At 69.0% G+C, this 11,830-nt stretch carries 11 protein-coding genes; 7 read left to right on the top strand and 4 right to left on the bottom strand.

The genetic code is table 11. From position 1 onward, the window contains the following. Positions 1-7: 7 nt before the first annotated feature. Positions 8-250: an acyl carrier protein gene (locus J0J01_RS18475; RefSeq protein WP_296383217.1), complete on the bottom strand. Its 243-nt coding sequence runs from the start codon at positions 248-250 to the stop codon at positions 8-10. Between the two features lie 229 nt (positions 251-479). Here J0J01_RS18475 and J0J01_RS18470 point away from each other — a divergent pair, with 229 nt between their 5' ends. Both J0J01_RS18470 and J0J01_RS18465 read left to right on the top strand, forming a co-directional pair. Next, positions 480-1,562, top strand: a complete 1,083-nt coding sequence (locus J0J01_RS18470) for a Ppx/GppA phosphatase family protein (RefSeq protein ID WP_296383215.1) — start codon at positions 480-482, stop codon at positions 1,560-1,562. Between the two features lie 4 nt (positions 1,563-1,566). After that, positions 1,567-2,289 (top strand): RlmE family RNA methyltransferase, encoded by a 723-nt coding sequence (locus J0J01_RS18465; RefSeq protein WP_296383452.1) that lies wholly within the window; start codon positions 1,567-1,569, stop codon positions 2,287-2,289. Here the strand turns inward: J0J01_RS18465 and J0J01_RS18460 are convergent. Next, the gene (locus J0J01_RS18460; RefSeq protein ID WP_296383213.1) at positions 2,286-3,290 is read right to left on the bottom strand and encodes an SGNH/GDSL hydrolase family protein; all 1,005 of its coding nucleotides are present in this window, start codon (positions 3,288-3,290) and stop codon (positions 2,286-2,288) included. The two genes, J0J01_RS18465 and J0J01_RS18460, sit on opposite strands and share 4 nt — an antisense overlap. 124 nt (positions 3,291-3,414) lie before the next feature. On the opposite strand from J0J01_RS18460, the gene J0J01_RS18455 reads away from it, so the two are divergent. Continuing rightward, on the top strand, positions 3,415-3,924 hold the full coding sequence (locus J0J01_RS18455; protein WP_296383211.1) for a DUF1993 domain-containing protein: 510 nt from the start codon (positions 3,415-3,417) through the stop codon (positions 3,922-3,924). Positions 3,925-4,049: 125 nt separating this feature from the next. Beyond that, positions 4,050-5,510: an IMP dehydrogenase gene (gene guaB / locus J0J01_RS18450; protein ID WP_296383210.1), complete on the top strand. Its 1,461-nt coding sequence runs from the start codon at positions 4,050-4,052 to the stop codon at positions 5,508-5,510. 25 nt (positions 5,511-5,535) lie between these two features. On the opposite strand, the gene J0J01_RS18445 is transcribed toward guaB, so the two are convergent. Both J0J01_RS18445 and J0J01_RS18440 read right to left on the bottom strand, forming a co-directional pair. Then, entirely contained in the window at positions 5,536-6,606 is a 1,071-nt protein-coding gene (locus J0J01_RS18445) for a GDSL-type esterase/lipase family protein (protein ID WP_296383207.1), read from the bottom strand. A gap of 1 nt (position 6,607) precedes the next feature. Next, on the bottom strand, positions 6,608-7,633 hold the full coding sequence (locus tag J0J01_RS18440) for a GDSL-type esterase/lipase family protein (protein ID WP_296383205.1): 1,026 nt from the start codon (positions 7,631-7,633) through the stop codon (positions 6,608-6,610). 177 nt (positions 7,634-7,810) lie between these two features. Here J0J01_RS18440 and J0J01_RS18435 point away from each other — a divergent pair, with 177 nt between their 5' ends. The 3 genes from J0J01_RS18435 to guaA all read left to right on the top strand — a co-directional run bounded on the left by J0J01_RS18435 (position 7,811) and on the right by guaA (position 11,765). Next, positions 7,811-9,235, top strand: coding sequence for an RsmB/NOP family class I SAM-dependent RNA methyltransferase (locus J0J01_RS18435; RefSeq protein WP_296383203.1), 1,425 nt, complete (start codon positions 7,811-7,813; stop codon positions 9,233-9,235). Beyond that, positions 9,201-9,788 (top strand): GNAT family N-acetyltransferase, encoded by a 588-nt coding sequence (locus J0J01_RS18430; protein WP_296383201.1) that lies wholly within the window; start codon positions 9,201-9,203, stop codon positions 9,786-9,788. Before J0J01_RS18435 ends, J0J01_RS18430 begins: the two co-directional genes overlap by 35 nt. A 426-nt stretch (positions 9,789-10,214) precedes the next feature. Next, complete coding sequence (guaA, locus tag J0J01_RS18425) at positions 10,215-11,765, top strand: glutamine-hydrolyzing GMP synthase (RefSeq protein ID WP_296383199.1); 1,551 nt, start codon at positions 10,215-10,217, stop codon at positions 11,763-11,765. Positions 11,766-11,830 lie beyond the last annotated feature (65 nt).

Raw genomic sequence — 11,830 nt, 5'->3', positions numbered from 1 at the left:
CGACCGCTCAGCTCCCCGCTTTGGCTGTGATGAGCCCCACAAGCTCGCCGACATTCTTCAACATGCCGACTTCCGATGCCGCGAAACGCACACGGAATTCCTTCTCGACGGCGAGAATGAGCCGGATGTGGCTCAGGCTGTCCCACCCTTCGACATCGGCGGCCGTGGTCCGGTCGCCTATTTCGGTCTCTGAATCAAATACGTCGAGAAAGATCTTCTTCAGGCGTTCGTAAACCTCACCCCGTCCCACTCAGCCCCCTTAGAAAATCGCGCAAGGGTAGCGCGGGGGCGCTGTCGGGTCCAGTGACCATGCATGAAGTGTTGACGACGATGGCACTGGAATCCCGTGTCTTTCCGTCGCTTGCGGCGGGCTTGCCGCAGTTCGCGGGAGACCGCCGGGTGCAGCCGGGCTGTGGCGCGGCATTTGGTCCGGGGCCCGTCCTCGGTTACCATCCGAACAGAAGAAACAAGAGATCGGAATGGCCGGGGACCTAACGCCGGATCAAAGGCAAAAGGGAGGCTGGCACAGCGGTCGTTTCGCGCACACCTTCGCCGCCATCGATCTCGGCACCAACAATTGCCGGCTCCTGGTGGCCCGGGCGTCCGTCGACGGCTTCGAGGTGCTCGATGCCTATTCGCGGCCGGTCCGGCTGGGCGAAGGCGTGGCGCTGAGCGGAACGCTGTGCGGCGAGGCGATCGATCGCACCTTGGAGGCGCTGGATGTCTGCGCCTCCAAGATCGAGCGTCATCGCGTCACGCGTGCCCGCCACATCGCCACCGAGGCCTGCCGGCGTGCCTGCAACGGCGAGGACTTCCTGGGCGTCGTCCATGCCCGTACCGGCCTGCGCTTCGAGGTCATCCCGCCCGCCGAGGAGGCGCGGCTGGCGCTCGCGAGCTGCGAGAACCTGCTCGATCCGGACGTGCCCTATGGCCTGCTGATCGACATCGGCGGCGGTTCGACCGAGGTGAGCTGGATCAAGGTCGGCCGGAGCGGCGGCCGCTGCGGCGGCACCTCGATCGAGCTGATCGACATGACCTCGGTGCCGTGGGGTGTCGTGACGCTCACCGAGTCGTGCGTGCACGGCCATCCGCGCGAGCGGCGGGTCGAGCGCGCCTGCTACGACGAGATGGTGGCGCGCATCCGCGCCGACCTGCGGCCGTTCTGCGCCCGCCACAGCATCGGCGGTGCCGTCCAGCGCGGCGAGGTCCAGATGATCGGGGCGTCGGGCACGGTCACCACGGTCAGCGCCCATCACCTCGGGCTGAAGCGCTACAACCGCACCCTGGTCGACGGCTCGCGGCTCAGCCACGAATCGATCCTGCGCGTCTGCGACCAACTTTCGGTGATGTCGGTTGACGAGCTCACCACCTTGCCCTGTATCGGCACCGACCGTGCCGATCTCGCCCTGGCCGGAGGCGCGATCCTCGAGGCGGTATGCCGGCAGTGGCCGGCAACGATGGTCACCGTCGCCGATCGCGGCCTGCGCGAGGGCGTGCTGATGGACCTGATGCGCCAGGCCGACCGCGATGCCGATCCGCACCACCGCCGCCAGCCCGGCTGATCCCATGAAGAAGAAGGGCAAGGGGAGCCGGCCGACGGGAAGTCTGCCGACGGGCAGGGCCGCCACGGTGCGCGTGAAGACCGCGCGTGGCCGCACCACCTCGTCGCAGCGCTGGCTGCAGCGCCAGCTCAACGATCCCTATGTCGTCGAGGCGAAGAAGCGCGGCTATCGCTCGCGCGCCGCCTTCAAGCTGCTGCAGCTCGACGACCAGTTCCGCTTCCTCAAGCCCGGGGCGCGGGTGGTCGATCTCGGCGCGGCGCCGGGCGGCTGGACCCAGGTCGCGGTCGAGCGGGTGCGGCCCGAGCGCAGCGGCGGCGTGGTGGTCGGCATCGACCTCACGCCGGTCGAGCCGATCGCCGGCGCCACGGTGCTGGCCAAGGATTTCTACGACGACGATGCGCCCGAGGTGCTGAAGGCGCATCTCGGCGGCCCGGCCGACGTGGTGCTGAGCGACATGGCGGCCGCGGCGACCGGCGATCCGCAGATCGACCATCTGCGCATCATGGGGCTGGCCGAGGCGGCGCACGATTTCGCGTCAGAGGTGCTGAAGCCCGGCGGCAGCTTCGTCGCCAAGGTGCTGCGCGGCGGCACCGAGCGCCAGCTGCTCGATCGCCTGAAGCGTGACTTCGTCAAGGTGAAGCACGTCAAGCCCGAGGCCAGCCGCACCGATTCAGCGGAGATGTACGTGGTCGCGACGGGATTCCGCGGCGGAGCAGGCGCTCGCTAGCAGCCCTTCTGCTGGGTGCGGCAGAGGTCGTCGAGCACCGGCAGCAACTGCTTGATCATGCCGTCGGTGAAGGCGGCGTCGGCCTTGCTGTTGGGATGTGGGTCGGGGACGGTTACCCACAGGCTCGACGGATCCATCTTCTCGACCGTCGGCAGCAGGTCGACGAAGGGCAGGCCGGCGGCGTCGACAGCCTTCTTCACCTTGTCGGTCACGTCCTGGAAGGGATAGGGCTCGAGCTCGCGCAGCTCGGGCAGGTGGAAGACGATGATCTTGATGCCGGTGGACTTGGCGATCTGGCCGAACTCCCCGAGCGCTTTCTGTGTCGCCTGCCAGCCGGGTGCGTCGTCGCGGTAGAGGTTGCGATAGTAATGCCTCCAGTCGGGCCGCGGGCCGAACTGGCGGATCAGCGAATCGAGGCGGTAGTTCAGCACGATCCACGCCGCCGAATGCAGATCGAGCCAGCTCTCCTTGGGATAGGTCGGCATCGGCTCGCCGTCGTTGATGAAGTAGGTCAGCACGACGATGTCGGGCTTCATCTTCATCCCGGTGTCCTTGAAGTTCGTCAGCTCCTGGGCGGTGTTCCAGTTGCCGACGCCCTCGTTGAAGCCGTCGACCTTGCGGCCTTGCCTGGCGAGCTTGTCGATCACCAGATGCGCGAAGGTGTCCTGCTCGGCGACGCCCCAGCCCATGGTCGTCGAATCGCCGACGAAGGCGATGCGCGCCACGCCCGGCGCCGCCTGCTCGCCGATCGCGGGGCCGCGGAAACCGTGCGCCTCGGTGCGCACCGGCACGCTCATCAGCGAGGCGCTGCGGTTGGCGCCGTGCTTGTGGCCCATGTCGGGACGAAAGTCGCGCTCCTTCACCTGGGTCGCGTACTTCCACATCTCGAGCTCGTAGGTCATGCCGTCGTCGACGAACAGCCGCGTCATCGCCTCGAGCAGAAGGCCGCAGACCACGAGCACGACCGCCACCAGGACGATGTTCTTCAGCGCGCTTTTCATTCTCTCGTCATCATCCCGGCGAAACGGCCGGCACCATACTCCACCGAGCCTGATTTCCAAGCTGTGTGAAGGCCCTCGGGTTGGCTAGATTTGCCGCATTCCAGCCCAACCGGAGGAGAGTTCCGTGGCTTTTGGCATGTATGCAGCATCGGTTCCCGTCTATCAGCGCCAGCTCGGCGCCATATCCAAGGTCCTGGAGAGGGGCTCGGCCTGGGCCGAGGCCAGGAAGGTCGACGAGGCCGTCCTCATGGGCACCCGCCTGATCCCCGACATGCTGCCCTTCAGCCGCCAGGTGCAGATCGCCTGCCGATTTGCCGAAGAGAGCGCCGCCCGGCTGGCCGGCGCCGAGGTGCCCAAGGCGCCGGAAAACGCCGAGAAGACCCTCGCAGAGCTCAGGGCGCGCATTGCCGCGGTGCTCGAAGCGCTCAAGGCCTACAAGCCCGGGCAGATCGACGGCAGCGAGAGCCGCGAGATCAGCCTCACCATCGCCGGCAACCCGATCAAGCTCACGGGCGAGCAGTACCTGACCGGTCTCGCCCTGCCGAACTTCTATTTCCACTGCACGACGACCTACGCAATCTTGCGTCAGGCCGGCGTGGAGATCGGGAAACGAGATTTCCTCGGCGCCCGGTAGGGCTTTGTGGACAGCCGCGGGTTGCCAACAGGCTTGGTTTATCCGCGGCAATGTGTATAACGGCTCGCCAACCCGGCGGCCCCCCAAAGGGCCGCCGGTTTTGTTTTCTCCGAGCGGAGGTTGGCATGCGGTTTCAGGAAGCGCTCACATTCGATGACGTCCTCCTGAAGCCTGCCGCCTCGGCAGTGCTGCCCAACCAGACCGACACCCGGACCCGGCTCACCCGCACCATCGAGCTCAACATCCCGCTGATGTCGGCGGCGATGGACACCGTCACCGAGGCCCCGATGGCGATCGCCATGGCGCAGTACGGCGGCATCGGCGTCATCCACAAGAACCTCGATCCCGAGGCGCAGGCCAACCAGGTCCGCAAGGTCAAGAAGTTCGAGTCCGGCATGGTGGTGAACCCGGTCACCATCCATCCCGACCAGACCCTGGCCGACGCGCTGGCGCTGATGGAGCGCTACAACATCTCCGGCATCCCGGTGGTCGAGCGCACCGGCAAGCTCGCCGGCATCCTGACCAACCGCGACGTCCGCTTCGCCACCGACAACAGCACGCCGGTGAGCGCGCTGATGACCTGGGAGAAGCTGGTCACGGTGCGCGAGGGCGTGAGCAGCGACGAGGCCAAGAAGCTCCTGCACCAGCGCCGCATCGAGAAGCTGCTGGTGGTCGATGCCGAGTACCGCTGCATCGGCCTGATCACCGTCAAGGACATCGAGAAGGCCAACAAGTTCCCCGGCGCCAGCAAGGACGAGAAGGGCCGCCTGCGCGCCGCCGCCGCGACCGGCGTCGGCGAGGACGGGCTGCGCCGCGCCCAGATGCTGATCGACGCCGACGTCGACGTGATCGTGGTCGACACCGCGCACGGCCATTCCAGGGGCGTGCTCGAGGCGGTGACCAGGGTCAAGAAGCTCAGCAACTACTGCCAGGTGATGGCGGGCAACGTCGCCACCGCCGAGGGCGCGCAGGCGCTGATCGATGCCGGCGCGGATGCGGTGAAGATCGGCATCGGCCCGGGCTCGATCTGCACCACCCGCATGGTGGCGGGCGTCGGCGTGCCGCAGCTCACCGCGATCCTCGAGGCCGCCGAGGTCTGCCACAAGGCGGGCGTGCCGGCGATCGGCGACGGCGGCATCAAGTTCTCGGGCGACCTTGCCAAGGCGATCGCCGCCGGCGCCGACTGCGCCATGATCGGCTCGCTGCTCGCCGGCACCGACGAGGCGCCGGGCGAGGTGCTGCTCTACCAGGGCCGCTCCTACAAGTCGTATCGCGGCATGGGCTCGATCGGCGCCATGGCGCGCGGCTCGGCCGACCGCTACTTCCAGCAGGAGGTCGAGAGCACGCTGAAGCTGGTGCCCGAGGGCATCGAGGGTCGCGTCCCGTACAAGGGCCCCGTCGGCAATATCGTCCACCAGCTGGTCGGCGGCCTGAAGGCGGCGATGGGCTACACCGGCAACGGCACCATCAAGGCGATGCAGACCAACTGCCAGTTTTTGCGCATCACCGGCTCGGGGTTGCGCGAGAGCCATGTGCATGACGTCGAGATCAGCCGCGAAGCGCCGAACTATCGGGTGGGCATGTAGTTGTGACATCGCGCGAGCGCGCGGATTACCGCGCGGTGGCCGGCGGGATGTGACGCGCCGCGAGCTCGGCGGCGATGCGTTTCGCCGCCAGCTCGGTGCCGATGGGCGAGGGATGGCCGCGGCGGTAGATCGTTCCCAGGCCCTGCCGGCGCACGCCCTCGTCGATGGTCTCGAACAGGTCGAGGGTCGCCAGCCCCGCCGCTCCGGCGCAGGCCAGCACCGCGTCATCGGTCTTCCGCGTCACCCGGCGCCAGCTCTCGTCCCGCCAGTGGAACGAGTCGTACTCCGCCACCACCAGCACCGGCACGCCGATCGCCGCCAGCCGCTTGAAGAGGGGGCAGGCGAGGCGCTCGCCCTCGCCGTGCGGCAGCACGCGCACATGGTCGATCGCCCATTCGTATTGCCAGCCCCAGGGGCGCAGCACGGTGTCGAGCAGCACCGACCAGCCGAACAGCCGCTGCCAGAGGTCGAGCGTGGAGCGCGGGTCGGGCGAGGGCGGCACCGGCACGTTGCGCTCGACCAGCTCGCCGTTCACCGGCTCGAAGTACGGCTTCTCGGCGCCCCAGACGCGCTTCATCTCGGCCCGCCGCACGTCGTCGGCGATGAAGCTCAGGATGATCGCCGCGGGCTTCGCCTCTTTCGCCACGATCTCGGCGCGCAGCACCATCTGGTCGATGCCGTAGCCGCTCATCGCGGCGTTGATCACGCGGCGGCCGATCAGCGGCTGCAGCCGCGCCGGCCAGCTCTCGCCGTCGCGCACCTCGTCGCCATGCGCGAACGAATCGCCCACCACCAGAACCGGCGGCTCGGCGAGCGCTATGCCCTCCGGCGCCGGCGTCGGCCGCAGGCCGTGCGCGTCGTAGGTGAGCGCGCCGTCGCCGCCCGAGCGGTAGCCAGGCCGGCCGACGAAGCCCAGCCGCGGATCGGGCACGGCGCGGCTGCTGTCGCCGCGGGCCCAGCTGTCGTTGCGCTGCTTCAGCACCAGGTTGGGCCAGTGGGTGAGGCCGTCCCAGCCGTCGAGGGCGCGCACGCCGAGCTCCAGCACGACCAGGCTGAACAGGATCGAGCCGACCAGAAGCGCGAGGCGTCCGGCCATCTCAGGGCGCGCCGTTCAGCGCCGCCGCGACCAGCGCAGCGATCAGCCGGTTGCCGGCGTCGTTCATGTGCCACAGGCCGTAGAGGTGCTTGGGCTCGGCGCGGGCCAGCGGCTCGAAGGTGTCGAGCACGCCGAGGCCGGCCCGTTGACCGCAGCGCAGCACGCCGGCGGTCAGGCGCCGCTGCTCGGCGGCGAACTTGGGATCCTGCCAGACCACCGGATCGTACTGCGCCATCAGCAGCACGCGCGCGCCGCTGATCTGCTGCAGCTCGGCCAGCCGGCCCGCCAGCAGGCAGGCGATGCGCTCGCCCTCGCCCTCGCCGTGGACGCGGATGTGGTCGCCGAACCAGTCGTGCAGCAGGTCCAGCCGGCGCAGCACGAAGTCGACCAGGAACGAATGGCCGAGCGTGCGCTGCCAGATCGAAAGCGTCGTGCGCGGATCGGGCCGCGGCGGCACCGGCACGTTGCGCAGCACCAGGCGGTCCCCGGCGATGTCGAAGTAGGGCTTGTTGGCGCCCCACAGCCGGCTCATCTCGGTGCGGCGGATGTCGTCGGCGATGAAGCCGACCACGATCGCCGACAGCGCGCGGCCCGCCGCGACCTTCTCGGCGCGCAGCACGCTCTGGTCGAAGCCGTAGCCGCTCACCCCGGCATTGAGCACGCGCGCGCCGCCGAGCCGCTGCAGATGGGCGGGCCAGGTCTCGCCGTCGCTCACCTCGTCGCCGTAGGTGTAGGAATCGCCGACGGCCAGCAGGGCCGGGCCGGGCCGGGCCTCGCCGGTCAATCGGAAGCCCTCGCCGTCGAAGGTGACGCCGGCCGCCGTGTAGCCGGGCCTGGGCTCGTAGCCTAGCAGGGGATCGTCGATGAAGCGGCTGTGCTCGCGGTCGGCCAGCACTTGCCGCGCGTTGAGCACCAGGTTGTCCCAAGGCGGCCAGCCGTAAACGGCGCGCAGCCCGATCTCCAGCACGCCAAACGTCAACACGACGGCCGCGATGGCAAGGCCGGTCCGCCCGATCCACTCTCTCATCGCGGCCACCATAGCCCATTGCGGTCGCGGGCAGGGCGCCGAGAGCCTGCGCGCAGCGCGCGCAGAGTTGGTCGCAGAGTTGGCCGCAGAGTTAGCCGTTGCGCGGCAGGTCCATTCATCGTAGCGGCAGGGTCGAAAGGAACGACTGTGACACCGGGCGCACGGGTTGCCGCCACCATGGAACTGTTGGACGCGATCGTCAGCCAGCCCCTCAGAGAGGGAAGGGCCCGGCCGGCCGACGGCGTCGCCAACGCCTACTTCCGCACCCGCCGATTCATCGGCGGCGGCGACCGCCGCGCCGTGTCCGATCGCGTCTGGGGAATCCTGCGCCGCTGGGGCCAGCTCTACTGGTGGCTCGAGCGCACGCGCCATCCCGACAGGTCGCCAAGTGGCGACCGCTCGGCGCGGGCGATCGTCGCGGCCGACCTGATGCTGCACGAGGGCGTGAAGCTCGCCGAGCTGGAGGCGATGTTCGACGGCGGCCGCTACCGCCCGGCGCCGATCGACGATGCCGAGCGCCGCGCGCTGCGCCAGATGGAGGGGCATTCGCTGCCCCATCCCGAGCAGCCCGACTGGGTGCGGCTCAACGTGCAGGAATGGGTGGCGCCGCATCTGCGCGATGCCTACGGCGACGCCTGGGGCCGCGAGATCGCCGCCCTCGAGACGCCGCCGCCGGTCGACCTGCGCGTCAACCGGATCAAGGCGACGCCGGAGCAGGCGCGCAAGGCGCTGCATGGCGAAGGCATCGAGACCGAGCCGATGCGCTACGCGCCCGACGGCCTGCGGCTCAAGCGCCGGCTGTCGGTGGTGGCGGGGCCGGCCTTCCAGGAGGGGCTGGTCGAGATCCAGGACGAGGGCTCGCAGCTCATCGCGGTGCTGGTCGGCGCGAGGCCGGGCATGCAGGTCGCCGACTATTGCGCCGGCGCCGGCGGCAAGACGCTGGCGATCGCCGCCGGCATGAACAACAAGGGCCGTGTGGTGGCGATGGACGTGCTGGAGACGCGGCTCGACCGCTCCGCCCAGCGCCTGCGCCGCGCCGGCCTGCACAATGTCGAGCGCCGCTCGATAACCGACAACGCCAAGTGGCTTAAGCGGCAAAAAGGCGCCTTCGACCGCGTGCTGGTCGACGCGCCGTGCACCGGCACCGGCACGTGGCGGCGCAATCCCGACGGCCGCTGGACCTTGGCGCCCAAGGACCTCGAAGAGCTGGTGCCGAAGCAGGCCGATATCCTCGACCAGGCGTCGCGGCTGGTGAAGCCGGGCGGCCGGCTGGTCTATGCGACCTGCTCGGTGCTGCCGGCCGAGAACGAGCGGCAGATCGAGGCCTTCCTCGAACGGCATCCCGAGTTCGCCGTGACGCCGATCGCCGAGCTCGAGTTGGCGCCGGAGCTCGCGGCCGGGCCGTACCTGCGGTTGTCGCCCCTCAGGCATGGCACCGACGGCTTCTTCGGCGCCGTGCTGACGCGCCAGGGGATCGATAAGGAAATCGAACGTCCGCGCGATCGCGATCATACCGACGGCTATTTCGACGATCTCGACGACCCCGACACCGGCCCCCACCCCGACGATGTCGATCACGATCCGCCGCGCCCGGAAGAGTGACGCCGGGGCGATCGGCCGGGTCCATGTCGAGACCTGGCAGTCGGCCTATGCCGGGCTGCTGCCCGACGCGATGCTGGTGCGCATGTCGGGCGTGCGCCAGTCGGCGTGGTGGTCGCGGGCGATCGAGGACCCGCGCGAATCGCGCGGCATCTTCGTCGCCGACGACGAGGACATGGGCGTGGTCGGCTTCGGCAGCTGCGGGCCGGTGCGCGACATCCCCGAGGGGCTCGACGGCACCGAAGCCCGAGTCGGCGAGGTCTACACGCTCTATGTCGAGCCCGACTTCCAGAACCGGGGGCTGGGCCGCCGGCTGCTCGACGCCATGTTCCGCCAGCTCCAGGCCGACGGCTGCGACACCGCCGTGCTGTGGATGCTGGCCGACAACCCGACGCGCTTCTTCTACGAGGGGCTGGGCGGCGCCCTGGTCGGGCGGCGGACCGACCGCATGGGCAGCACCGAGGTCGAGGAGGCGGCCTATGCCTGGCGCGACCTCGAGGCGCCGCTGATCCGCCGCAAGCTCGCGCCAGAATCGGAAGGCGGGGAGGAGGGCTAGAGAGTCCACGGGAGTCCACTCGCGAGTGGACCGGATGGAGGCCGATGGCATCGGCATTTGGGGCTCCGAGTCCACGAATCCACCGACACAGGGGCCCCCCGAAAAAAACACCCATCGCCGGGAGTGCCGGGCTGTCCGGGGTGGGTGAAGGGCATCAGGCGCAAGGCGGGCATCGTCATGCGGGCACACTGCCTCAGGCCGGCCGGAACACCTATTCTGGGCAATGGAAGCTGCTGTTTGTTCGGGAACAGGGCCCTCTCAGGCCGTTCCATTGCCCATAATGCGGTTGCACCGCGAGCCCTTATCCACAGGCTTTTCGCTGGGAGTGCGCCTCTCCAGAGGCGCTCATGAGCGGCACTGGAGTGCCGCGCTCCCAGCACCCGAATCCCACATTGCAGCGTTCCGCCCACGCCCTTATATCGGCCCATGAGCGACCGTCTGCTGATCGTCGATTTTGGTTCCCAGGTCACCCAGCTGATCGCCCGGCGCGTCCGAGAAGCCGGCGTCTACTGCGAGATCCATCCCTTCCAGTCGGTCGATGCGTCGAAGATCGAGAAATTCGACCCGCGCGGCATCATCCTCTCCGGCGGCCCGGCCTCGGTGATCGAGGGCCAGTCGCCCTCCGCCGATCCGGCGGTCTTTTCCGCCAAGGTGCCCGTGCTGGGCATCTGCTACGGCGAGCAGACCATGGCGCAGCAGCTCGGCGGCCAGGTCGAGGCCGGCCATCACCGCGAGTTCGGCCGTGCCGAGGTCGAGGTCAAGGCCAGGTCGGCGCTGTTCGACGGCGTCTGGCAGCCGGGCGACCGCAAGCAGGTCTGGATGAGCCACGGCGACCGGGTGACCAGGCTGCCGCCCGGCTTCGGGGTGATCGCCACCAGCGAGAACGCGCCGTTCGCGGCGATCTCCGACGAGGCTCGCGGCTACTACGCCGTGCAGTTCCATCCCGAGGTGATGCACACGCCCGACGGCGCCAAGCTCCTCCGGAACTTCGCGCTCAAGATCGCGGGCTGCAGCGGCACCTGGACCATGGCGGCGTTCCGCGAGCGGGCGATCGCCCAGGTCCGCGCCCAGGTCGGCAAGGGCAGGGTGATCTGCGGCCTCTCGGGCGGCGTCGACTCCTCGGTCGTGGCGGTGCTGCTGCACGAGGCGATCGGCGACCAGCTCCAGTGCGTGTTCGTCGACCACGGCCTGCTCAGAAAGGACGAAGGCGAGCAGGTCGTGCGGCTGTTCCGCGACCACTACAACATCCCGCTGGTCCATGCCGACGCCTCGGGGCTGTTCCTCAAGGCGCTGGCCGGCGTCACCGACCCGGAGACCAAGCGCAAGACGATCGGCGCGCTGTTCATCGACGTGTTCGAGGCCGAGGCGAAGAAGATCGGCGGCGCGCAGTTCCTGGCGCAGGGCACGCTCTATCCCGACGTGATCGAATCGGTCTCCTTCACCGGCGGCCCGTCGGTGACGATCAAGAGCCATCACAATGTCGGTGGCCTGCCCGAGCGCATGAACATGAAGCTGGTCGAGCCGCTCCGCGAGCTGTTCAAGGACGAGGTGCGCGAGCTCGGCCGCGAGCTCGGCCTGCCGCCCGACCTGGTGAACCGCCATCCGTTCCCCGGGCCCGGGTTGGCCATCCGCATCCCCGGCGACATCACCAGGGAGAAGCTCGACCTGCTGCGCCAGGTCGATGCCGTCTATCTCGACGAGATCCGCCGCGCCGGCCTCTACGACCAGATCTGGCAGGCCTTCGCGGTGCTGCTGCCGGTGCGCACCGTCGGCGTGATGGGCGACGGCCGCACCTACGACCAGGCCTGCGCGCTGCGCGCCGTCACCTCGACCGACGGCATGACGGCCGACTACTTCCCGTTCGACCACGGCTTTCTGGGCCGGGTCGCCAACCGCATCATCAACGAGGTGCGGGGGATCAACCGGGTGACGTACGACATCACCAGCAAGCCGCCGGGGACGATTGAGTGGGAGTAGAAGTTTTTCTCGGTTTGGTTGATGCTGTGCCTGTGCCTAAGCATCAAAGCGGGGCGGAATAGGTG

It is taken from the genome of Reyranella sp., from assembly GCF_017305915.1.
Taxonomy (GTDB): domain Bacteria; phylum Pseudomonadota; class Alphaproteobacteria; order Reyranellales; family Reyranellaceae; genus Reyranella.
This window is presented reverse-complemented; position numbering and strand designations above follow the sequence as displayed.